The sequence below is a fragment of the Flaviaestuariibacter terrae genome, from assembly GCF_054777635.1.
On sequence record NZ_BAAHAL010000006.1, the window covers coordinates 1,511,672 to 1,533,523 of the forward strand.

General features: G+C 60.9%; 19 protein-coding genes. 12 read left to right on the top strand and 7 right to left on the bottom strand.

Going from position 1 to position 21,852, the window contains the following annotated elements; genetic code table 11:
- Window positions 1-81: 81 nt before the first annotated feature.
- From ACYU7Z_RS07425 to ACYU7Z_RS07440, 4 genes are all read right to left on the bottom strand, one after another.
- Complete coding sequence (locus ACYU7Z_RS07425; protein ID WP_460568930.1) at window positions 82-2,310, bottom strand: DUF3857 domain-containing protein; 2,229 nt, start codon at window positions 2,308-2,310, stop codon at window positions 82-84.
- Between the two features lie 21 nt (window positions 2,311-2,331).
- Complete coding sequence (locus tag ACYU7Z_RS07430; RefSeq protein ID WP_460568932.1) at window positions 2,332-4,236, bottom strand: transglutaminase-like domain-containing protein; 1,905 nt, start codon at window positions 4,234-4,236, stop codon at window positions 2,332-2,334.
- Between the two features lie 69 nt (window positions 4,237-4,305).
- Entirely contained in the window at window positions 4,306-4,932 is a 627-nt protein-coding gene (locus ACYU7Z_RS07435) for a trimeric intracellular cation channel family protein (RefSeq protein WP_460568935.1), read from the bottom strand.
- A 138-nt stretch (window positions 4,933-5,070) separates the two neighbouring features.
- Window positions 5,071-7,452: an alpha-ketoacid dehydrogenase subunit alpha/beta gene (locus ACYU7Z_RS07440; RefSeq protein ID WP_460568937.1), complete on the bottom strand. Its 2,382-nt coding sequence runs from the start codon at window positions 7,450-7,452 to the stop codon at window positions 5,071-5,073.
- Between the two features lie 107 nt (window positions 7,453-7,559).
- On the opposite strand from ACYU7Z_RS07440, the gene ACYU7Z_RS07445 reads away from it, so the two are divergent.
- The 5 genes from ACYU7Z_RS07445 (at window position 7,560) to ACYU7Z_RS07465 (ending at window position 11,992) form a co-directional block, all read left to right on the top strand.
- Window positions 7,560-8,003, top strand: coding sequence for a DUF1573 domain-containing protein (locus ACYU7Z_RS07445; protein WP_460568939.1), 444 nt, complete (start codon window positions 7,560-7,562; stop codon window positions 8,001-8,003).
- 16 nt (window positions 8,004-8,019) lie between these two features.
- Window positions 8,020-8,523: a DUF1573 domain-containing protein gene (locus ACYU7Z_RS07450; protein WP_460568941.1), complete on the top strand. Its 504-nt coding sequence runs from the start codon at window positions 8,020-8,022 to the stop codon at window positions 8,521-8,523.
- A gap of 154 nt (window positions 8,524-8,677) precedes the next feature.
- Entirely contained in the window at window positions 8,678-9,901 is a 1,224-nt protein-coding gene (locus tag ACYU7Z_RS07455) for a pyridoxal phosphate-dependent aminotransferase (protein WP_460568943.1), read from the top strand.
- A 165-nt stretch (window positions 9,902-10,066) separates the two neighbouring features.
- Window positions 10,067-10,987 carry an SRPBCC family protein gene (locus tag ACYU7Z_RS07460; RefSeq protein WP_460568945.1) on the top strand — a complete coding sequence of 307 codons (921 nt, stop codon included), beginning with the start codon at window positions 10,067-10,069 and terminating at the stop codon, window positions 10,985-10,987.
- Window positions 10,988-11,167: 180 nt separating this feature from the next.
- The gene (locus ACYU7Z_RS07465) at window positions 11,168-11,992 is read left to right on the top strand and encodes a universal stress protein (protein WP_460568947.1); all 825 of its coding nucleotides are present in this window, start codon (window positions 11,168-11,170) and stop codon (window positions 11,990-11,992) included.
- Window positions 11,993-12,082: 90 nt separating this feature from the next.
- Here the strand turns inward: ACYU7Z_RS07465 and ACYU7Z_RS07470 are convergent, their stop codons facing one another.
- On the bottom strand, window positions 12,083-12,691 hold the full coding sequence (locus tag ACYU7Z_RS07470; protein ID WP_460568949.1) for a GNAT family N-acetyltransferase: 609 nt from the start codon (window positions 12,689-12,691) through the stop codon (window positions 12,083-12,085).
- A 353-nt stretch (window positions 12,692-13,044) separates the two neighbouring features.
- Here ACYU7Z_RS07470 and ACYU7Z_RS07475 point away from each other — a divergent pair, with 353 nt between their 5' ends.
- Together ACYU7Z_RS07475 and ACYU7Z_RS07480 are read left to right on the top strand one after the other, a co-directional pair.
- Window positions 13,045-13,293: a hypothetical protein gene (locus tag ACYU7Z_RS07475; protein ID WP_460568951.1), complete on the top strand. Its 249-nt coding sequence runs from the start codon at window positions 13,045-13,047 to the stop codon at window positions 13,291-13,293.
- Between the two features lie 112 nt (window positions 13,294-13,405).
- Window positions 13,406-13,603, top strand: coding sequence for a hypothetical protein (locus tag ACYU7Z_RS07480; RefSeq protein WP_460568953.1), 198 nt, complete (start codon window positions 13,406-13,408; stop codon window positions 13,601-13,603).
- A gap of 10 nt (window positions 13,604-13,613) precedes the next feature.
- On the opposite strand, the gene ACYU7Z_RS07485 is transcribed toward ACYU7Z_RS07480, so the two are convergent.
- Together ACYU7Z_RS07485 and ACYU7Z_RS07490 are read right to left on the bottom strand one after the other, a co-directional pair.
- A complete protein-coding gene (locus tag ACYU7Z_RS07485; RefSeq protein ID WP_460568955.1) occupies window positions 13,614-14,108 on the bottom strand; it encodes a hypothetical protein in 495 nt (164 codons plus the stop codon).
- 59 nt (window positions 14,109-14,167) lie between these two features.
- Window positions 14,168-14,551, bottom strand: a complete 384-nt coding sequence (locus tag ACYU7Z_RS07490; RefSeq protein WP_460568957.1) for a hypothetical protein — start codon at window positions 14,549-14,551, stop codon at window positions 14,168-14,170.
- A gap of 163 nt (window positions 14,552-14,714) precedes the next feature.
- Between ACYU7Z_RS07490 and ACYU7Z_RS07495 the strand changes: the two genes are divergently transcribed.
- The 5 genes from ACYU7Z_RS07495 to ACYU7Z_RS07515 all read left to right on the top strand — a co-directional run bounded on the left by ACYU7Z_RS07495 (window position 14,715) and on the right by ACYU7Z_RS07515 (window position 21,850).
- Window positions 14,715-17,297, top strand: a complete 2,583-nt coding sequence (locus tag ACYU7Z_RS07495; RefSeq protein ID WP_460568959.1) for a cation-translocating P-type ATPase — start codon at window positions 14,715-14,717, stop codon at window positions 17,295-17,297.
- Between the two features lie 85 nt (window positions 17,298-17,382).
- Window positions 17,383-17,793, top strand: a complete 411-nt coding sequence (locus tag ACYU7Z_RS07500; RefSeq protein ID WP_460568961.1) for a hypothetical protein — start codon at window positions 17,383-17,385, stop codon at window positions 17,791-17,793.
- Between the two features lie 29 nt (window positions 17,794-17,822).
- Window positions 17,823-20,303 (top strand): cation-translocating P-type ATPase, encoded by a 2,481-nt coding sequence (locus tag ACYU7Z_RS07505; RefSeq protein ID WP_460568963.1) that lies wholly within the window; start codon window positions 17,823-17,825, stop codon window positions 20,301-20,303.
- 96 nt (window positions 20,304-20,399) lie between these two features.
- Complete coding sequence (locus ACYU7Z_RS07510) at window positions 20,400-20,837, top strand: Hsp20/alpha crystallin family protein (RefSeq protein ID WP_460568965.1); 438 nt, start codon at window positions 20,400-20,402, stop codon at window positions 20,835-20,837.
- 212 nt (window positions 20,838-21,049) lie between these two features.
- Entirely contained in the window at window positions 21,050-21,850 is an 801-nt protein-coding gene (locus ACYU7Z_RS07515; protein WP_460568967.1) for a universal stress protein, read from the top strand.
- Window positions 21,851-21,852 lie beyond the last annotated feature (2 nt).

Consider the following 21,852-nt stretch of genomic DNA (forward strand, 5'->3'; position numbering starts at 1 on the left):
TGGCGGGGCTTTCTGCTCCAAATTTTCAATGTTCAATATTCAATGCTCAGGGGAGGGAGGAAGTGCTCCCGACACCAGGAACTACTTCTTCTTGAACACGACCTTCAACTGGCTGAACTTGTAGGCCGGCTCCAGGAAGGCGAGGTAGTTGGGCCAGTTCTCCTTGGGGTCGAAGGTTTTCTTGTACACCTTGTGCGTCGTCACGATCAGCTTGTCGCCTTCCACTTTCGCGGTGCTGATGAACGAGCCGCTCTCGTTGTCGACATTCATATTGAGCTCGTTGAGACCTTCGACCGTGTAGCCAGCAGGGATCGCAACGGTGATCGTGTTGTCGATCGTTCGGGCATTGGGATAATAGATATCGGTGGCGCGGGTCTTTAGCTCCGATTCCTCGAGCTTGATCTGCCCGCCGATAAGCTTGCCGATGTCGAAGAGGAAGTTGCGGCCCGCGCGGCTCGTAAGCTTCTTGAGCGAGAACTGCTCGCGGAACTGCAGGTAGGCCGTATCCCCATAACGGCCATCCTGCATCAGGGTGAAATCGCTGTACTTGTCCAGGTCGAACTCACCTTTCACTTCCTTCTCGAAAAGCTCCCGGCGCTCTTTCACGCGAAGCTCCTTGTCCGGATCGTCGTAGCTCGGCGCCACGCCGTCCTTCTTCTTGCTCTTATCGTAGAAATACTTGCGGAGGTCGGTGTTGAGGTAGTCGCGATCGAGGTTGGCGGCGCCAATAAGCGCGCTCTTCTCGGAGCCGAGGTAGCTGCTCACGCGCTCCACCTTCGAAATGTCAAGGGCATCGTTGAATTGTATCGCGAAATCCTTGCGCTCAACGTTGTCTTCGGGCTTCGAGATCGTTGCCGTAGTGCGGTAGTAGCGCCCGGCCTCGTCGTAGGCAATGCTGTAGCCCTCCACCCCTTCGAGGTACGGGTAGGGTGTGCCGAAGGCGTCGAAGTTGTTGAAGGCTTCGAGGTAATACCAGCGCTTGCGGGTTTTCACCTTCATCACGAAGTCGAGCTCCTCCATGAAGATCGCGTCGCGCCAGGTACCCAGCTTGCGCGGGAGGTACACAAAAAGCTCGGCGGGCAGCTTCTGTGCCGCCAGCGCCGCGCGCAGCGCGGTGGCAAAGGTGAGCGGGCTCATGCGGATCTCGTCCTCGCGCTCCTCGCGTTGCGAGGCGTCCTTGGCCTCCTGCTTCAGCACCTGCTTGTACAGGCGCTTGCCGGTCATGTACTTCTCCAGGTCGGAATGCACCGGCCCCTTGTAATACATCTCCAGGAACGATTTGCGCAGGCAGTAATAAGTTTCCTTCACGATGTCGTCGTCGTTCTTCAGCGTGCCGTCGGCGCGCTTGGCCAGCACGTACTCGGTGGTAAGGGCCACGAGGTTGTTGACTGTGGGTGTGTTGTACACGGCAGCGCCGCCGAAGTAGCGGTACACGTCGTCGGGTTGCAGGCCCGAGCGGTCAACGGTTGCCTCGCCAAGCCCCTTCGAATCGGGGTCGTTGTCGGCCAGGAGCACCACGCGGAACTTCACGCTGGGCGTGCTGCGCAGCTCGTAGCTCCAGCGCTCGTCAACGCTTTTCTCACGGTCCTTGTCGAGGAAATAGTAACTGAGGTAAGAGTTCTTGTCGCCATACACGGAGGCTTTTCCGTCGAAGCGGATCTGCGGGGCCCCGTTGAAGGCGCGGTAGCGAACCTTCATCCCGTTGGCCATCGTGAAGCGGTACTGCTGGTACATCGTAGGGTAGCTGTTGGACAGCGAGAAGATGAACGGCGTAAACTGGATGCCGTCGTTCTTCATGTCCCAGTCGAAGGTGGAGCGCACGGTGTAATCGATGATGTCGCCTACCTCGAGGTTGGGAATGGCGATCTTCATCGACTTCACCTTCAGCTTGTAGTAAATGGGGCGGTACATCGCCGGCACGTCTTTCTCCTCCTCGATGGCGGTCGCCATATCCACATCCACCGACTTGCCGTTTGCCTTCACCACCTTGTAGGCCGCCTTTCCGTCGGCGCCCATCGTAACGTAGAAGAAGGTCGAGAACTTGTCGAGCGCGGCCTTGTCCTGCAGCCGCACGCGCTTGTGGATATACTCCTGGATCCGCACGGCATAGGCGCCGGCGCGGCCGCCGGGGCGCGTAAACAGGTACTCCTGCTTGGAGCCGATGATGACGGCGCTTTCCGTCTTCCACTTATCGGGCACCTCGGAGGACTCAAATTCTTTCTCAACGGTCACCCCGAGCTCGGGGGCCTGGGCGCGGGCCGCAGCGGTCAGCAGCGTGACGCCGAGCAGCAGGCAAAAGGAACGCAGCATAGTATGTGTTTTGGAATCGTATTAATTAGTGAGCACGATCTGGTCGTTGTAAAACTTGCTGATGTCGGCCACAAAGGCGTTCCAGGCAGCGAAGTCGGCCTTGCGCAGCAACGTCTTGTTGATGCTGATGGTCTTGGTATACACGATGGTCTTTCCCTTGACGACGTAGCTTCCTTCGAAGGAGTATGCCGGCGTTGCTTTCTTCAGCGCCGCGGGGAGGTAGTCGACCTTGTAGCCCTCCGGAATGGCCAGCTCCTTGGTTACGCTGATGTAAAATTTCTGGCTGAACTCGTAGTCCTGCACACGGTCGGCGGGGATCTCCATCGAGCCGAATTCTTTTTCCCAGTCGAGCACAACATACAGCTCCTTGCCGGTGCGTGTTACCTGGTTGTTGGCTTTCAGGCTGTACGACACCTGCAGCGGCTTAAGGCGGTCGGTGAATTCGGAGTGCTTGATGTCGGTGATCACGAGGTTGTCGTCGCCCTTCTTGAGGTAGGCAGCGAGCGTCTCGTCTTTCTTGTCGTTGCGCTGTACCGAGTAGCCGCTTTGCAGCCAGCTTTTCGACTCGCCGTTGAACTCCACCGATGCGGTTCCATTCAGCGCGCTCTCGCCGATGGCGAGCTTCATGGCATGCTTCGTTTTATTGTGGTCGGCGCTGAACACCGGTACGCGATCGACGATATAATTCCTGCCGTCTTCGATCAGAACTTCTTTCCCCTGGATCCGCTCGGCGTAGTCATTAAGCGCCATGTAGTATTCGGTGCCGTCGAGGAAGTAGCGCTTGCCCGCGATGATGACGGTGCAGATCATGTGGTTATCGACGGCCAGCGAGGGCAGGCTGTAGTCGTAGGGCAGGTCGGCGGTGCCGATCCACGTTAGGCGCGCGTCGAAGCCGGCAAGCTTGAGCATTTCCTTCAGCAGGTTAGCCTTGCCCTTGCAGTCGCCGTATTTGTTCCTGAGCACGTTCTGCGCCGCGTCGGGCTTGAAGCCCATGATGCCGTTCTCGAAAGCGATGTAACGGATGTTATCCTGCACCCAGTAAAAGATGGATTCAACTTTTTCGAGGTCGGTCTTTTTTCCGGCAATGAGCGCGTCCACCTGCGGCTTCAGCTCTTCGGGCTTGTTGCCGATCTGCGCGGTGAGGCTGCTGTACCAGCCGTAGAGGTCTTTGACGCTTTCAAAAAGCGGCTGCCGGTTGGCCCCGTCCCGGTACGCCTTTGTAACGCACACGAGGTGCGGCAGCGACTGCGCGCGGTTGGGCGCATTCGACTCGCGCGGCAGCGCGGCCACGTCCTTCATCGTGAAGGTTATCGTTTTGCCGTCGCCCTCCTGCTTTACCGATTTTTCCACGCCGGCGCCGGCGAAGTTGAACTCGCGGAGATCCAGCTCCAGCCAGGCGGGGATATGAAACTCGAGTACCCGCTCCACGGCCGGGAAATGGTGGTTGAAATAAAACGAGGTGAGGAACTTGACGTCGCGGTATTGCTCGGTGTAGCTGTAGGTAAAGGGCTTTCCCTTTTCGGCAAGCGGGAACTTCACCACGCACAGCTTGAGATCGCTGTGAAAGATGTCTTCCTCGCGGTAGGAGCCGCAAAGCTTGTCCACAGGCACGTTCTTGCCATCGGCATTGCCCGCCTTGAGGGCATCGATGGTCATCTCGTCGTAGTAGAACAGGCCGTCCTCGAACTTGAGAAAATCCTTGAGCGGCACGAGCTGGAAGGAGGAGGAAACCGAAGCCTGGACCTTGCCCTCGCCCTCCTTCGGCGCCGGGTTGAGGCGGAAGTCGATGACCTCTTTGTACGTGTACGCAACGAGGTCGCGCTTCGGGAACTGGATCTTCCAGCCTTGAACTTTATCGGCAAAGAGGGCTTGTGAAAAGGCGGGCGCTGAACAGAGCGTCAGCAACGCGAGGACATAGGTACGCATGCAGTCAGATTTGGTATCGGTGATCGGTATCAATTAAAGATAGGAAAATCTTCAAATCCAAAAAAGGCTTCAGGACTGCGGATCTCGGTAAAAACGGGGGAGGCCGAGGGCATAGCGAACGGCAACGAAGCGGATGAAAAAGATGAGGAGGATGCAGGCGATCTTGCTCAGGTCTTCATCGAGCGTCGTCTTGCGGAGAAAGTAGTAAGCCAGCGCCCCGCCGATGGAGGCGAGGGCGTAGATCTCGCGGCGGAACAGCAGCGGCACCTTGTTGAGGAGCACATCGCGGAGTACGCCGCCGAAGCAGCCGGTGACGGTGCTCAGCGCGATACAGCTCGAGGCCGGCAGGCCGCTCTTGATGGCGATCTCGAGGCCGATGATGGTGAAGAGCCCGAGCCCGAGCGCATCGAACAGGAAGAGCGCGGTTTGCAGGTGTTTCAGGTACGACCCGAACAGCATCGTGGTCAATGAGGAAAGAAAAATGACAAGGATGGCCGTTTCGTTGTGCAGCCAGCTCACGGGGAGGTTGCCCACGAGCAGGTCGCGGAGCGTACCGCCGCCCACCGCCGTTACGAAGGAGATGATGAGCACGCCAAACGGATCGAGGCGCCGCTCCATGGCGGAAAAGGCCCCGGCAATGGCGAAGGAGGCCGTGCCGAAGATGTCGATGAGGAAAAGGAACTGGTTGTAGTGCATGAAGGAGAGCAGGTGAGCAGTGAGCGGGTGAGCGGTTCTAAATTAGCTAAGTATAGATTGGATGCAAACAAAAAGTGTGGCATTGCCACACGTTTGGTATTGCTTGCGCGCTCACCGGTCACCTGCTCACCGCTCACCCTATTCCGCCATCATCTCCAGCACAACTTCCTGGATCTCCTCGGCATTGGGCTTGGAGAAGTAGTCGCCGTCGGAGCCGTAGGCGGGACGGTGGGCTTTCGCCGTAATGGTGCGCGGGGCCACATCGAGCCAGCGGTAGCCGCCCTGTTCTTCCATGACCTTGGTGAACATGAAGGCCGCGGCGCCACCGGGAACGTCTTCGTCGATAAAGGCGATTCGGTTCGTCTTCTTCAGCGAGTCGAGGATCTTGTGGTTGATGTCGAAAGGCAGCAGCGTCTGTACGTCGACCACCTCGCAGCTAACGCCCTGCTGCTCGAGCAGCGCCGCCGCGTCGAGCACGATGCGGAGGGTGGAGCCGTAGGTTACGAGCGTGATGTCGCTGCCTTCGCGCACCACTTCGGGAACGCCGAGCGGCACGGTGTAGTCGAGCAGGTTGGCCGGCAGCTTTTCCTTCAGGCGGTAACCATTGAGGCACTCGACCACGATGCCGGGGTCGTTGGCGCGGAGCAGCGTGTTGTACATACCCACGGCCTGTGTCATGTTGCGGGGCACGCATACATGCATGCCGCGGAGCGCGTTGAGCACCATGCCCATCGGCGAGCCCGAGTGCCAGATGCCTTCGAGGCGATGGCCGCGCGTCCGCACGATGAGGGGGCAGCTTTGCTGGCCGCGGGTGCGGTAGTGCAGCGTGGCCACGTCGTCGCTGAGGGGTTGGAGGCCGTAAAGCAGGTAGTCGAGGTACTGGATCTCGGCGATGGGGCGCAGGCCACGGAGCGCGAGGCCGATGCCCTGGCCCATGATGGTCAGCTCGCGGATGCCGGTGTCGAAGATGCGCTCGGCGCCGTACTTGGCCTGGAGGCCGGCAAAGCCCTGGTTGACGTCGCCGATGTAGCCGAGGTCCTCGCCGAAGGCGAAGACCTTCGGGTTCGACGCGAACAGCTGGTCGAAGTAGTTATTGAGCACCTCGAAGCCGTTGAGCACCGGTGCGTCGGCGGCGAAACCGGCTTTCACCTCCGCAACGTTCACCGCGCTCTTCGGGCCCTCATTGTATAAATACGTATTGTATAGTTCCTTGTTTTCCTTGCGGAGGTCGTTGTAGTAATCGCGGAGCCAGTAAGCGGCTTCGTTGTTGCCGGTTTGCAGGAGGGCAACGTTGAGCGTGCGGAGCACATCGCGGCGGAGCGGCTCGCGCAGGCCCTTGAGCTCACTGGCAAGGCCCTGGAGGCCTGCTGCGAGGTCGGGCATTTTCGAGGCCACATCCTGGAGCAGGTCGGCGGCGCGGGCCACCTGCGCCTTGATCGGGGCCAGGTAGCCGTCCCAGGCCTTTTGCTTGGAGGCACGTACTTCCTCGCGCACTTCGGTATCGATGGCATCGAGCTCCTCTTCGTTGGCCAACGCATTGGCGAGGATCCACTCGCGCATCTTTACGAGGCCGTCCCACTGGCGCTCCCAGTCGAGGCGCTCGGCGCCTTTGTAGCGCTCGTGCGAACCCGAGGTGGAGTGCCCCTGGGGCTGCGTGATCTCCTCCACGTGGAAGAGAACAGGCGTATGTGTTTCGCGGGCGATGCGGATTCCTTCCTCGAAGGTCTCGCAGAGGGCCGCATAGTCCCAGCCCTTTACCCTGAAGATCTGGAAGCCATTCGTACCGTCTTCTTTCTGGAAGCCGGCGAGCGCCTCGGAGATGGAGGCTTTTGTTGTCTGGTATTTTTTCGGAACCGAGATGCCGTAGCCGTCGTCCCACACAAACACCGCAAGTGGCACCTGGAGCACGCCGGCGGCGTTGACGGTCTCCCAGAACTGGCCTTCGGAGGTGGAGGCATCGCCGATGGTGCAGAAGCAGACCTCGTCGCCGTTGTGGGAAAGGGCCGTTTCGGAGGCGAGCTCGGGTACGTTGCGGAAACACTTCGAGGCGAAGGCGAGGCCGAGGCCGCGGACCATCTGGCCGGCAGTCGGTGCGATATCCGAGGAGATGTTGCAGCGCTCCGCGAGGGGCAGCCAGTTGCCGGCGTCGTCGACGAAGCGGGTGGCGAAGTGACCGTTCATCTGGCGGCCGGCGGAGAAGGGCTCGCGCTCGACGGAGGGGTCGGCGTAGAGCTGGGCGAAAAACTGGTCGACGGTGGCGAGGCCGGTGGCGAACATAAAGGTCTGGTCGCGGTAGTAGCCGGACCGGAAGTCGCCGGGCTGGAAGAACTTGGCCATGGCCACCTGGGCGATCTCCTTGCCGTCGCCGAAGATGCCGAACTTGGCCTTGCCCGTCAGCACCTCCTTGCGACCCAGGAGGCTTGTCTCACGGCTGAGCACGACCCAGCGGTAATCCTGCAGCACTTCTTCACGGAAATTGTCGAAGGACAGTGCCTCCGCAGACTCGTTTCTCGGTTCCATGCGGCAAAAATAAGCGCTTCGGTCCTTGCCGTTAAAAAAAGCCTATCGGTTTGAGGGGTGCTCGGCTTTCCGGCGCAAAGACGTATTTTTGGAGCCATCTCCTTGTTATGAAGCGACTTCTGACCTTTGCCCTCTTCCTGTTGCTGGCCGCTGCCGGCCGGGCACAGACCGCTCCTGCCGCCGACGTGCTCCAGGTGAAGGAAGCGGAATTCAACTTTGGCAAGATCCCCCAGGGGAAGCCGGTATTTCACCTGTTTGAAGTGCAGAACACGGGCACGACTCCGCTGGTGCTGAGCAACGTGCAGGCTTCCTGCGGCTGCACCACGCCGGAATGGGACAAGGAGCACCCGATCGCACCGGGTGCCAAAAGCATCATCAAGGTGGGGTATAACGCCGCTGCCGGTGGCTCCTTCGAAAAATTTATTACGATCTCATACAACGGATCGGAATCGAAAATCATCAAGATAAAAGGGGAAGTGTGGCAGGCTCCGGCCGGCGCCGCCCCCGCAAACGCATCGATCGATTTTTTAAAAGAGCAAATCAGTAATTAAAAACAAATATCGCAAAATGAGAAAGCTCCTCCTCGCCGCCGCCCTGATCGTTGGTGGCTTCGCAGCCAACGCCCAGGACGTAAAAGTTGACCAGGCCGTTAAAATCAACACCGACAAGTATGACTTCGGCAAGATCAAGCAAGGCGTTCCGGTGAACACGGCCTTCGAGATCAAGAACATCTCCGACAAGCCCCTCGTGATCGAAAGCGCTACCGGCTCCTGCGGCTGCACGACGCCGACCGTTCCGAAAGAGCCCATCGCCCCCGGCGCCACGGCCAAGCTTCCCGTTAACTACAACGCCGCCGCTATGGGTGTCTTCACCAAGACGGTAACCGTTAAGTTTGCCGGCATCAACGAGCCCAAGGTGCTCACCATCACCGGTGAAACGGTTGACGCTGCTGCCTGGGATGCTTCCCACGCCGCCAAGCCTGCCACGCCGGCTGCCGCTCCCGCCACGGAAACGAAGACCAAGGTGAAAACAACCGCTACCAAGACAAAGACGAAGTCTTCCAAGAAATAAGCCACGATCCCACAAAAGAAAGGCCCCCGAGACTCGGGGGCTTTTCTTTTGAACAGAAGAACAAGGAACAAGGAATGTTGAACGTTGAAGGGAAGGGCGAATTCTGAATTCGTTGTTCCTTGTTCCTTGTTCTGCGGTTCCCTAGCTTTGCGCCATGCTGCAAATTTCCCAGCGCGGCCAGCAAATGCCGCCCTCTCCCATCCGGAAGCTCGTACCCTATGCCGAAGCGGCCAAGCGCTCCGGCGCACATGTGTTTCACCTCAACATCGGCCAGCCCGACGTGGAGACACCGCCGGCCATCCTGGACGCGGTGCGCCATGCCGACATCCGCGTGCTCGAATACAGCCACAGCGCGGGCAACGAAAGCTACCGCCGCAAGCTCACGCAGTATTATAAGAAAGTCGGCATCGACGTAACACCCGAGGAGATCATCATCACCACGGGCGGCTCGGAAGCGATCCAGTTCGGCTTCTTCACCTGCCTCAACCCCGGCGATGAGGTGATCGTTCCGGAGCCTTATTACGCCAACTACAACGGATTTGCCGTCGCAGCCGGTGTCACGGTGGTGCCCATTACGGCCCGTATCGAGAATGGCTTCGCGCTGCCGCCCATCGCCGACTTTGAAAAGGTGATCACGGAGAAGACGCGCGCCATCATCGTGTGCAATCCCAACAACCCCACCGGCTACCTCTACAGCCGCGAGGAAATGGAGGCGCTCAAAACGATTTGCCTGAAGCACGACCTGTACCTGTTTTCCGATGAGGCCTACCGCGAATTCTGCTACGACGGGGCCTATATCTCCGCGCTGCACCTCGAGGGCATGGACCAGCACGTGGTGCTGATGGACACCGTAAGCAAGCGTTACAGCGCCTGCGGTGCCCGTCTCGGTGCTTTTGTTACGAAGAACAAAGAAGTGCTGGCCGCCGCCATGAAGTTTGCCCAGGCCCGCCTCAGCCCCCCGGGGCTTGCCCAGATCCTGGGTGAAGCCGCCGTGGATCTCCCGGATTCGTATTTCGATGGACCGAAGGCCGAATACATGGCCCGCCGCGACCTGCTTGTGCGCCGCCTCAACGCGATGGAAGGCGTCTTCTGCCCTACGCCCGGCGGCGCCTTTTACGCCATCGCCCGCCTGCCCATCGACGATGCGGACCGCTTTTGCCAGTGGCTGCTGGAGTCGTTCCGCCACAAGGGCAACACGGTGATGCTTGCGCCGGCCACCGGCTTCTACGGCACTCCCGGCCTTGGCAAGAACGAAGTGCGCCTCGCATATGTACTTAACCGCGGCGACCTCGATGCGGCCATGGATTGCCTGGAGGAAGCCCTGAAGGTGTATCCCGGTAAGACAGCTTCGCTTACGACAACGGCATCGACCGTATAACATCCACGCGGATAACGCGGATATTTTTGTGCAAAGGCCTCGCAATGCGAGGCCTTTTTTTCTGCGCGGCCGGCGCTGTCTGCGTGCGGGCCCAGCGCTCAACTGTACAAGGCATAAGAATTGCAAACATCCTGGTATCACTTCATTCTAAAACCCTATTGAGTTATGGCTAATACCGAAAATTACGGCAGCTGGCATGCCGATAACGAGTTCACACCCCAGGAAGGTCAGAGCGGCGTTGTGAACGTGGGACAGACCGAGCGCCTGTTCAGCACAGCCATGGGAGCGTTCCTGCTTTCTTCGGGACTGAGCAACCTGTTTCGTCACCCCGTTAACGGACTGCTGAAGACCGCCATCGGCGGGCTCCTGCTGTACCGCGGCACTTCGGGCCACTGCCCGGTGTACTCCGCCATCGGCAAGCAAGCCGGCGTGGAGCGCACCGATGCGATCAACATCCGCACAAACCTTATCGTGAACAAGCCAAAAGATGAAGTGTACAGCTTCTGGCGCAAGCTTGAAAACCTGCCCCTCTTCATGAAGCACCTCGCCGCCGTTACCGAGATCGACGAGAAACATTCGCATTGGGAAGCCACGATCCCCGGCGGCATCGGCAAGATCAAGTGGAACGCCGAGATCGTGAAGGAAGAAGAAGGCTACATGATCGGCTGGCAGTCGATTCCCAACGCCACGATCTCCAACGCGGGCAAGGTGGTCTTCCACGACGCGCTGGGTGGCCAGGGCACCGAGCTGGAAGTGATCATCTCCTACCATGCGCCCGCCGGCGAGCTGGGTGCGGGCCTGGCCAAAGCGCTGAACCCCGTGTTTGAGCGCATGATCCGCCAGGACGTCATGAACTTCAAGGAATACATTGAAACGAAGCACAACCCCAACGCCGGCCAGGGCAGCAATGCCACGTCGGGCGGTACCACGCAGGGCGCTTCGGCACAGAATACCGGCGCCGGCTCGGGTGCAGCCTACGGCAATACGCCGCAAGACAGCCAGCCCGCGGCCTCGCGCGGCAACAGCGATACGCCCAGCATGCACGCTCCCGGCAGCGGCGACAACAACGGCAACCGCGGCCAGTAAGCCAGCGCAGCGCACTTTAATGGATCCATACGGGTCGCCCCAGGGCGGCCCGTATTTTTTTTGCGGCCAGGAAAGATGAGCGTCGTCATATGCTCCGCTACGCAGAGTTAGGCGCAGGCCGGCGGCGGGTCATAACCGTGGCCGTCGGGAACGAGGAGCTTTGTGGTACAAACAACGCATATGAACCGCATACTTGTACCCACCGATTTTTCGCCCGCCGCACTGGCGGCTCTTGATTACGCCGTGCAGCTTGCTGCCCGCAGCGGCGCCGAAGTGATCGCGCTGCATACCATCGAGCTTCCCCTGCCCGAATACGCCGTGCAGCCCGAGGGGATGCAGGAATACAACCAGTGCCGCGTGGCGGAAGCCCGCCTGCGCCTCGAGGCCTGCTACAGCTGCTACCTCGATGCCAACCTCCGCACCGTGCTGGTGAATGGCGAGCTGCGGGATGCCGTACCCGACAAGGCGCTGCAGTACGACGCCGACCTGGTTGTGATGGGCACCCGCGGAGCCGAAGGGCTGCGGTCGCTGCTCGGCACCAATACCAGCGAGGTGCTGGCCCGCTGCCCGGTGCCGGTGCTGGTCGTACCCGGGGCGTATACCGGCAGTCTGCCCAGGAAAATGGTACTGGCCGTCGAGCATGAAGAAAACGAGTTTCTCCTCGCCCCGCTTTTCCGCCTGCAGGCGCTTTGCGGCGCGTCGCTGAGCACCGTGCATTTCGCCGATGAGGAGCTGCCGACACCCCGCCGCGCAGAGCGCGCCGGCGAGCTGGAGCTGCTGCGCAGCAAATGGCAGCAGGACTTCGGAACAGAGGTGCAGGTGGCTGAGGTCATCAGCGGCAAAGGCTTTCACGAGGCGCTCGACCAATATGTGCGCGAGCAGGGAATCGACCTCGTGGCCATGGTCACCCACCGCAAGTCCGGGCTGGGCGGCGTTTTCCGCAAGAGCGACACCCGTACCCAGGCTATCCATACCCGCGTGCCGCTGCTCTCGCTGCACGTGTGAGGAACGATAAAAGTCAACCGGTTGATTACTTGCTGTATTGATCGGTAAGAGGCGCTACTTGCGCCTTTTCCTTTTGGTCCTTCGACCGGATCAGGCGCTGCAGGCGGCGCGGAGGGCGGCCTCCCCGCCGGCGAGGATCCGGTCTTTTTCGGTTGCCGCAAACTGTTGAAAGGGCACAGGCGGCGGCGGGCTGTCGGGGAAGCCGGCCAGGTCGAGGCGCCACCAGCCCACCTCCTGCCAGTGGCCGAGCTTGAAGCCGATATTCCCGAACACCGTAAAGGGCCGGAAGCCGCAGCGCTCATGGAGCCGCACGCTCGGATCGTTGGGCAGGGTGATCAGCGCAAATACGCTGCGGTAGCCCTGTGTGCGGAGCAGCGTGAACAGCGTCTCGTACAGCGGCCGTGCGATGCCCTTTCCCTTGACATCATCGGCCAGGTACACCGACGAGAGGCAGGCCCACTGGTAGGCCGCGCGCTCATTGTACGGTGCCGCATAGGCATAACCGGCGGCAACGCCATCGATTTCGGCCACAAGCCAGGGATAGCGCCGGAGGCAGGTTTCGATGCGGGCGGCAAAGGCCGCTTCCGTTGGCACCTCTTCCTCGAAGGTGATGGCCGATTGCTCGATATAAGGCCTGTAGATGGCCAGCAGCGCCGCAGCATCAGCGCTGGTAGCCGGTCGGAGACGGATAGCGTTCATGCGGCGAATTTCGGGCTTCGCGCGCGTTGCGGCAAAATCCCGCGGGCTGAAGCATTCACCCCAAACTTGCATAATGAAAAAAGGACACAAAGCTGCCGGCGAGCATGTATGTCGACTACGTGCGGGTGTACCAACTGCAATAAAAAGCCAAATCTTCCCCGGGAAAAAGGACAGTCGGAAAAATAGCGGTAAAATGTAGCCGAAATACGACACCGGTGCTATATTTGTTTGGAACCCTAGCCAACGCCGTTGTTTCCCGACGCCCTTGCCGGCGGTTCCTGCCTTTCGCATCAAGTTTTCAGAGCCTCGCATTCAGACGCCTTATTCGTTCACCACGTTTAAATCATCTTATTATGCTGCTATCTGACTTTTTTGGTTTGTCCGCGGAAGAAAAAATGGTGATTTTACTGCACGACGGTACCGTCGTGGCGCGACGCCGCTCGAAAGAGGGCTTGTGCTTCCTGTTCCAGATGGAGTTTTTTTATGCCGAGGCCTTCTTTCCTGCCGGCAGCTCCGATGTATCGGAATTCCGCTGTTTTACCGGCACCGGCCCCCTCGCACCCTATCTTGAAAGCATCTCTCTCGAAGGAATCCTGGAATAATGGGCTTCCTACCTGTTAAAGCCGCCCCCTCCGGGCGGCTTTTGTTTTTTTAGCAGTTGAGAAGTTGGGGAAAGGAATGCTTTTTGGACCTGGTAGGGTCAATAACCTATTCATGCAGCAAGCACCCGTCGAATTCGACGCCCTCAAACTATTATACCGTCAGGAAGCCAAGAAGCTCTACCAGGGCCTCCGGCAAGGACTGCCCCTTGGCCAGCTCGAGCCGCAGCAGCAGCTTGTGGCGCAGCTCTGGTCGCGGCTCATGGCGCGGCGCGGCGCCGCAAACGGCCAGCCGGCCCTGTGGATGAATTAAGCAGCGCCCCCTACTCGTACAATTCGTCGCTGATCGCGAGCAGGCCGTTCGTCCGGAAATCAGCCAGCGTTCCCTTCCAGCGCCCCGGCAGGGCACGGATATCGGTTTGACGCCCCCGCTTGCTGTCGATCACCTTGATACCCACGTTTGTCTTCCCCGTCACCGCATAGTAGCTGTTGTACAGCACGTACCGGATCCCGTTATTCACGAAGGTCACCTGATCGAGGTCCATGCCTTCGTTGCGGGCTCCGCCACCGCGCAGGTAAAACGAATAGGTGAACTTCTTCCAGCTCTCCCGCTCGCGCGACGGATATTCCCATTCGATCCTGCCCGCTGTGCCGTAGCGGTATACGATATAGTGGTTGCCACTGTCTTTGACGAGGCAGGCCTCGCGCCCGTTCCGCGTAACAAACCCGAAAAGCAGCACTTTGTTCCGGCGTACCATCTGGGCATGCACCGGCTTCGCAGCGATCGCCAGCAGCAGCAACAGGAGAAACCGGCTCATAGGCACAAATGTCTGCACTATCTACCTGAGAACAACAGTGCCGCGGCGAAATGCGCTCATCAGCGCTGCATCAGCCGGAAATAGAAAAAGGGTGCGATGGCCACCCACAGGGGCACCAGCAGCCAGAGCCGTCCGCGGAGGAGGTTGTAGTCGGCCAGCAGGTCGGACCAGCTGTGGCCGCGCCAGCGCCCGAAGCCGAATTCGAAGGCCAGGGTAGCGAGGAGCCAGAGTACCCCGATGCCAAGCGCCTGCGCAGCGGAGGCCGGCGGGTAGCGCCGCAGCACGAACCCGATGTAGAGGGCCAGCAGGAGGAGCAGCGTCAGCGTCGACAGCTGTTGCGCACGCAGCTCGCCGAGCACCCGGCGGTAGCCGAGGTCGCGGAGCGTGCCGTTGAGGATGGCGATGAGCAACAGGGGAAACCAGAGCAGCAGGTAGCGAAACATGGCGGGCATATTTTGTGATGCGTAGGAGCGTAAAACTAGCCGGCACAATAGCTGTCCGGGCTGATTGTCGTCAGCCCGGTCCGCGAGTTGCGTCAGCGCCTGCTGTCGGTGGCAGCGTCAACTTCGCCGACGGCATTTACTCACCCCGCTTTCGCTGGCAATCATGAACTGGCACTTACTTACGACCGAAAAAGTTTTTGAGCTGACCGGTTCCTCCCCTGCCGGGCTGAGCCGCGCCGAAGCGGAAGCGCGCCTGCGTGACCAGGGCCCCAACGAGCTCGTGGAGAAGAAGAAGCGCAGCGTCCTGCTGCTCCTGCTGGACCAGTTCTCCGATTTCATGACCCTCGTGCTGGTGGCCGCGGCGATTGTATCGGGTATCGCCGGCGACCGTACCGACACCTTCATCATCCTTGCCATCGTGCTGCTCAATGCGCTGCTCGGATTCGGGCAGCAGTACCGCGCCGAGAAAGCGATGGACGCCCTGAAGCGCATCGGCGATCCAGCATGCCTGCTATGGCGCGCGGGCGCCGCGGTATCTGTCCCGGTAAAGGACGTAGTGCCCGGTGATATCGTGTTGCTCGAGGCGGGCAACCTGGTTCCCGCCGACATGCGCCTGCTGGACGCTCATTCGCTCACGATCATGGAAGCGTCGCTCACCGGCGAGTCGGTGCCGGTGCAAAAGTCCGCGGGGGAGCTGCCGCACGACGCGCCGGGACTCGGCGACCGCGTTAACATGGCTTACCGCGGCACGCAGGTGACCGGCGGCCGCGGCCGCGGTATCGTGGTGGCTACGGGGATGAACACCGAGATCGGTCTCATCGCGCGGCTGCTGCAGGTGCCCGAGTCGCCGACACCGCTGCAGGTGCGCATGCGCGACTTCGGCAAGAAGCTTAGCTACGGCGTGCTCGCGATCTGCGCCGTGCTTTTCCTCGTTGGCCTGTTGCGCGGCGAAGGCCTGCTGGCGATGCTGCTGCTGTCCATCTCGCTGGCCGTGGCGGCGATACCCGAAGCGCTCCCGGCGCTCATCACCATTGCCCTGTCGCGCGGGGCCTCGGTGCTCGCGCGGCAGAAGGCGCTGATCCGCAAGCTGACGGCCGTGGAAACGCTCGGATCGATCACGTATATCTGCACCGACAAGACCGGCACGCTGACGGAAAACCGCATGCTCGTTACCGATAGTGAAGCCGTCGACACGCCGCTCGACGAGGCGGAAGGCATGCCGCTCCTGCATCTTGCCATGGGCCTCAACCACTCGGTGCGCTGCCAGGGCGAAGAGCTCACGGGCGACCCTACAGAAACGGCCCTGGTGCGCCGTGTGCTCGACACGCATGGCCCCGGCTGCGTGCAGCGGCTTGGCGAAAAATACCCGGTGCTGCGCGAGCTGCCCTTCGACTCGGAGCGCAAGATCATGACGACAGTGCATGGCTGGGGCGCGGGCTACCTTGTGCTGGTGAAGGGGGCCGCCGAATCGGTTGGCGAGCGCCTTGATGCGGACAGCGATGCGGAGGCGGCGACAGAGCGTGTTGCCCAGTGGTCGGACGAAGGGAAACGGGTGCTGGCCTTCGCGTACAAGCTGGTGGAGGCCTTACCCCCGAAGGGCGCCGAGGCCTCGCTCGAAAGCGGCCTTCGACTTGCCGGCCTGGCAGCGCTCCACGATCCGCCGCGCGCCGGCATCGAGCGTTCGATCGCAGCCTGCAAAGCCGCGGGGATAAAGCCCGTGCTCATCACCGGCGACCACCCGCATACCGCCGCCGCCATTGCCCGCCACATCGGCCTGCTTGACGACCAAAGCCGCGTGGTAACGGGGAAGGACATGGCCGCGTGGACGAGCGCCGAATTCGAGGATCAGGTGGAGCGGATCGCGGTGTACGCGCGTGTTTCGCCGGGGCAGAAGCTGACCATCGTCGAGGCGCTGCAGCGGCGCGGCCACTACGTGGCCATGACCGGCGACGGGGTCAACGACGCGCCCGCACTGCGCAAGGCCAATATCGGCATCGCCATGGGCATCAGCGGCACCGATGTGAGCAAGGAAGCCGCGCACATGATCCTGCTCGACGACAACTTCAGCACCATCGTGCGGGCGGTGCGCGAAGGCCGCCGCATCTTCGACAACATCCGCCATTTCGTGAAGTACATCATGACCTGCAACTCGGCGGAGATCTGGACCATCTTCCTGGCACCGCTGCTCGGGCTCCCGCTGCCGCTGCTGCCGGTACACCTGCTCTGGATCAACCTCATCACCGACGGGCTTCCCGGCATCGCGCTGTCGGCCGAGGGAGCCGAGAAAAACGTGATGCAGCGGCCGCCACGTGGCCCGAGCGAAAGCCTCTTCGCGCATGGCACCGGGGCGCATATCATCTGGGTAGGCCTGCTGATGGCCGCGCTCACACTCGGCACGCAGGCCCTCGCGCTCACCCGCGCGCTGCCGCACTGGCAAACGCTGGTGTTCACCGTTCTATCGCTTTCCCAGCTCGGGCATGTCTGGGCCATCCGCAGCGAAGACGAGTTCATCTTCCGCAAAGGCATTTTCTCCAACCCGATGCTTACGATCACGCTGCTGCTTACCGTGGGGCTTCAGCTATGCGTGATCTACCTCCCGGCAGCCAATGCGTTGCTGCGGACACAGCCGCTCACATTCCGCGAGCTCCTGGCCTGCATCGGTATCTCCGCCATTCCCTTCCACGCCGTGGAGCTCGAGAAATGGATCCGGAAATTGCGCGCGCGCCCTGCCCCGGCGGCCCGGTGACGAGCATCACCCATCGGCACAACCGGTATCAGCGGCTGCGGGCGGCTTCGTGTGTAGACTTGTGGGGTACGAAAAAACAACAGCCATGCGCCTGCCCATCCACGATAACCTGTCGATCGCCGACCTGCAGGAACGCTTCCAGAAAGCATTCCCGAACCTTACTATCGAATTTTACAAGAAGCCGCATCGCGCCCGTAAAGGCAGCGCCCTGGAAGATATGCTCGACAAGCAAAAACGAATAGGCGAGATCCGGCGTTCCGGCGAGGAAGGCGAGCTCGAGATCCTGTCGAGCACATCGGTGCGCGAGCTCGAGCAATGCTTTCACGACCAGTACGGGCTGAACGTACAGGTGTTTCGGCGTGAGCCCTCCTGCATGGTGCAGACAACGGCAACCGACCGCCTGACGCTTGCCGAGCAAAATGCGCTGGCGGCGAGCTCCGGCACGACGCTCTTCCCGACGCAGCGCGAGCAGTCGGAAGAATACGACGCGCTTTGAGTGCCGCGGGCTTTCGTAAAAACGTATGTATGGACCAAGAACAGATCCTGACCGCAACCGACCGGAAAGGCCTCAGCTCCAGGGAAGCGGCGCTCCGTCTCGAGCGCACGGGCCCCAACAGCTTCCGCGATACGGGCCCGGGCTTCTGGCGACGTGTTCGCTCCACGCTTTTCGACCCGATGCTGCTGCTGCTCGTCGGCGCGGCGATCCTTTACTTCGTGCTGGGCAAGGGGGGTGAAGGTTTCCTGATGATCGGCGCCATCATCATCATCACATCGGTTTCGTTTTACCAGCAATACCGCAGCGGGCAAGCCCTCAAGGCACTGCGGGCACTCGTGGAGCCGCGTGTGCGCGTGCTCCGCGATGGCAGTGAGACGAACCTTCCTTCCGCGAACCTTGTTCCCGGCGACGTCATCCTGCTGAGCGAAGGCGAAAAGATCCCTGCCGATGCGCGCGTGCTGCAGGCCAACGACCTGTCGGTTAACGAAAGCCTGCTCACCGGTGAGGCCTTTCCGGTAGAAAAGGGCAGCAGCGACGGGCAACTGTTCCAGGGCACGCTGATCAACGCGGGCCAGTGCGTTGCCGAAGTCACCGAGACCGGTATGCAAACCGCGCTGGGCAAGCTCGGAAAGACCGTGACTGATATGCCACAGCAGCAAAGCGCGCTGCAGCAAAGTACGTTTACGGTGGTGCGTCGACTGAGCCTGCTGGGACTCGGTGTTTTCGTGGCCGTATTCGTCATCAACCTGCTGCACAGCCAGGACTTCCTGAGCAGCCTCCTCGCCGGCCTGGCGCTGGCGATGGCCGCCGTGCCCGAGGAAATACCCGTTGCCTTCAGCACGTTTCTGGCACTGGGCGCGGGGCGGCTTTCGCGGCAGGGCATCATCACCCGGCAGCCGCAGACACTCGAGAAGCTAGGCGCCGTCGGCGTGCTCTGCCTCGACAAGACCGGTACGATCACCGAGAACCGCATGGAGCTCCGCTTCGTGTACAATGCCGACGAGGGCCGGCTGCAGGATACGCGGGCACTAACGGGCCCCATGCCGCGTCCGCTGCTGTTCGGCACACTGTCGAGCGAGATCGATCCTTTCGATGAAATGGAAAAAGCCATCTGCCGGCTCTTCCGCGCCTGCGGCGGCGTGCGCACGGCAATGGTGCACGAGTACCCGCTCGCGGGACGGCCGCCGATGATGACGCACGTATACGGCGCCGAAGGAGCGTATACCGCCGCCGCAAAAGGAGCGCCCGAGCGGATACTTCCGCTGTGCGGCCTCAATGAGCAACAACGTATCGAAACCGGTCGCATTGTCGACCAGCTCGCCACGCAGGGATTCCGCGTGCTCGCGGTGGCGAGCGCCGAGAACGTAGCCGCACTGCTGCCCGCACAGGAAGACTACAACTGGCGCTTCGAGGGACTGCTTGCGCTCTATGACCCGCCGAAGGCTGGCGTTGCGGTATTGCTGCAGCAGCTGCGTACGGCGGGCATCCGCATCATGCTCCTTACCGGCGACCACCCGGCAACCGCAGCCTATATCGCCAATGCTACCGGCATCGCCGACGAAAGCGCGCCCTGCACCGGCGAGGAGGTACTGCACGCAGGCAAGAACGAGCTGACGGGCCTGGTACGCTCGAGGCAGGTATTTGCGCGGATGACACCCGAAGCAAAGCGGAGCGTCATCGAAGCCCTGCGCGCCGACGGGACCGTCGTAGGGATGACGGGCGACGGCGTGAACGATGCACCCTCGCTGAAAGCCGCCGATATCGGCATCGCGATGGGGCACCGCGGCACGGAGCTGTCGCGGCAGGCCGCCGACCTCGTGCTCTCGGACGACCGCCTCGAAAAGATCCTGTACTGCATTACCCTTGGCCGCACCATCTTCGAAAACATCCGCAAGGTGGCCCGCTACATCGTGGCCATCCACCTGCCGATCTTCCTCGTCGCCCTCGTGCCGCTGCTGGCAGGCTGGCGCTACCAGAACATCCTCTCGCCGATCCACGTCATTTTCCTCGAGCTGATCATGGGGCCCACCTGCTCGCTATTTTACGAGCGTGAGGAGCCGGCGCGGCTGCAGATGGAAACCCCGCCGAGGCACCCCGAAGAAGGCCTGCTGGCGCGGTCCGACTGGTACAAGAGCATCGGGCTTGGTGTGGCAGTGGGTACCGTACTTCTACTGATGTACTACTGGCTGATGCAGCGCGTATCGATCGGGGAAACGAGGACCTGTGTGTTTGCCGGTATGCTGTTCTGCAACGTGCTGCTCACCTTCTGTAACCGATCCACCGTTGAGCCGCTGTGGCGCACCTGGCCGGCACCGAACCCGCTGAAGTGGCCGGTACTGCTCGGCTCGCTGTCGTTCATCGCAGCGATCCTCGCGCTGCCCCTGCTGCGGCGCCTGTTCGAGCTGGAGCCGATACCACTCTCCTACCTCGCGGGCACTGTGCTCGTGGCGCTGGCCGGCACCCTCTGGCTGGAGCCGCTGAAGCGCGGGGGCACGCAGCCGGCGCACTGACCAACAACAGCGCCTGCCCCTGACCGGCGTCGTTTACAGGACGCTTCGCGCAACCCATATTTACAAACTTCAATTACTCACTTAAAAACCCTTTTTATGGCAACCAATGCATTAACAACCTTCGCCACGCCCTCGTTGTTCGCCGACCTGGTTCGTCCGTGGAACGATTGGTTTCAAAACGACCGGGAATTGTTCCGCAGGAACGTTCCGGCGGTAAACGTCAAGGAAACCGAGCAGCAGTACGAGCTGAGCATGGCCGCACCCGGTCTCAGCAAGGACGACTTCCGCATCGATGTCGACGACAACCTGCTGACGATCCGCTCCGAGAAGGAAGAAAACAAGTCGAAAAAAGAAGAGCGGTTCACCCGCCAGGAATACAGCTACTCGTCGTTCACCCGCAGCTTCAGCCTCCCGAGAGACGTGCAGGCCGATGCCATCAGTGCCACCTACAAAGACGGTATTTTACAGGTCAGCCTGCCGCGCCGCACGGCGAGCAACAACGCCGGCAACGGCAAGCAGATACCGATCAAGTAAGTTGCCGCTACTGGGCCGCAAGGTCTCGCAACGCGTACCGAATCGCAAGCTCCTTATGGCCGGGCAGCTGCTGAGCAACCCAACGAAGGGGTTGCTTTTTTGTGCCCTTCCGGTGACGTTGCAGGCCGCCGGCAATTGGTAACGACGGTCACCATTGGCCGTGCCCGTAGTCATTACAGGAGCGGGGCGCGGCGGATAGCTTTGATCCCATTATGGAAAGAATATTGCTCCTGCTCAACGCCAACCGGCCGGATATATCGTGCATCGATTTTGCCTGCCGCGTAGCCGATTTCCACAAGGCCTTCGTGTCGGGTATCCTGGTGGAGAACATGCTCGAGGAAGAATCGTCGTCGCACGGCAGCCGCCGCGACAGCGACGTGATCAGCATGGACACCGACCAGGCCGTGCGCATCTTCGAAGACACCTGCATCCGCAAGGGCCTGGAGCAGGAAACCCTGCTCATCGATGGCGGACCGCTGCCCTTCGCAGTACGCGAAAGCCACTTTGCCGACCTCATCATCCTGAGCCCGGAGACGACCTTCAGCACCGATGGCAATGGCATACCCTCGACCTTCACGCGCGACCTGCTGCGCTCGGCCGCCTGCCCTGTAATGCTGGCGCCGCGCGAGTTTGACGGCATCAGCGAAACGATCTTCTGTTACGACGGAAGTCCATCGTCGCTGTTCGCCATTAAATTATACACGTATCTCTTCCCGGGTCTTTGCGGCGAAAAGCTGACCATACTCGAAGTAACGCGCAGCGAGGACGCCCTCCTCGATGAAGCCCAGCAAAGCCTGCTCAAGTGGGCGCGCTGTCACTACGAGGATGTGCGGTTTCAAACGCTTGTTGGCGATGCCCGCGAGGAACTGCTGCAATACCTGTTCATGAAGCGCGGGAAGATGGTGGTGCTGGGTGCTTTCGGCCGCTCGCTGCTGTCGATGCTCTTTCACGAAAGCACGGCGGAGCGGCTGACGGAAACCGTCGACCTGCCCATGTTCATCACCCACCTGTAAGT

Coding starts and splice junctions, on each gene's coding strand:
- ACYU7Z_RS07475 (WP_460568951.1), top strand. CDS start 13,045: ATGCTGCTATCTGACTTTTTTGGTTTGTCCGCGGAAGAAAAAATGGTG.
- ACYU7Z_RS07445 (WP_460568939.1), top strand. CDS start 7,560: ATGAAGCGACTTCTGACCTTTGCCCTCTTCCTGTTGCTGGCCGCTGCC.
- ACYU7Z_RS07450 (WP_460568941.1), top strand. CDS start 8,020: ATGAGAAAGCTCCTCCTCGCCGCCGCCCTGATCGTTGGTGGCTTCGCA.
- ACYU7Z_RS07460 (WP_460568945.1), top strand. CDS start 10,067: ATGGCTAATACCGAAAATTACGGCAGCTGGCATGCCGATAACGAGTTC.
- ACYU7Z_RS07490 (WP_460568957.1), bottom strand. CDS start 14,551: ATGTTTCGCTACCTGCTGCTCTGGTTTCCCCTGTTGCTCATCGCCATC.
- ACYU7Z_RS07425 (WP_460568930.1), bottom strand. CDS start 2,310: ATGCTGCGTTCCTTTTGCCTGCTGCTCGGCGTCACGCTGCTGACCGCT.
- ACYU7Z_RS07510 (WP_460568965.1), top strand. CDS start 20,400: ATGGCAACCAATGCATTAACAACCTTCGCCACGCCCTCGTTGTTCGCC.
- ACYU7Z_RS07480 (WP_460568953.1), top strand. CDS start 13,406: ATGCAGCAAGCACCCGTCGAATTCGACGCCCTCAAACTATTATACCGT.
- ACYU7Z_RS07435 (WP_460568935.1), bottom strand. CDS start 4,932: ATGCACTACAACCAGTTCCTTTTCCTCATCGACATCTTCGGCACGGCC.
- ACYU7Z_RS07455 (WP_460568943.1), top strand. CDS start 8,678: ATGCTGCAAATTTCCCAGCGCGGCCAGCAAATGCCGCCCTCTCCCATC.
- ACYU7Z_RS07515 (WP_460568967.1), top strand. CDS start 21,050: ATGGAAAGAATATTGCTCCTGCTCAACGCCAACCGGCCGGATATATCG.
- ACYU7Z_RS07485 (WP_460568955.1), bottom strand. CDS start 14,108: ATGAGCCGGTTTCTCCTGTTGCTGCTGCTGGCGATCGCTGCGAAGCCG.
- ACYU7Z_RS07505 (WP_460568963.1), top strand. CDS start 17,823: ATGGACCAAGAACAGATCCTGACCGCAACCGACCGGAAAGGCCTCAGC.
- ACYU7Z_RS07500 (WP_460568961.1), top strand. CDS start 17,383: ATGCGCCTGCCCATCCACGATAACCTGTCGATCGCCGACCTGCAGGAA.
- ACYU7Z_RS07430 (WP_460568932.1), bottom strand. CDS start 4,236: ATGCGTACCTATGTCCTCGCGTTGCTGACGCTCTGTTCAGCGCCCGCC.
- ACYU7Z_RS07470 (WP_460568949.1), bottom strand. CDS start 12,691: ATGAACGCTATCCGTCTCCGACCGGCTACCAGCGCTGATGCTGCGGCG.
- ACYU7Z_RS07495 (WP_460568959.1), top strand. CDS start 14,715: ATGAACTGGCACTTACTTACGACCGAAAAAGTTTTTGAGCTGACCGGT.
- ACYU7Z_RS07440 (WP_460568937.1), bottom strand. CDS start 7,452: ATGGAACCGAGAAACGAGTCTGCGGAGGCACTGTCCTTCGACAATTTC.
- ACYU7Z_RS07465 (WP_460568947.1), top strand. CDS start 11,168: ATGAACCGCATACTTGTACCCACCGATTTTTCGCCCGCCGCACTGGCG.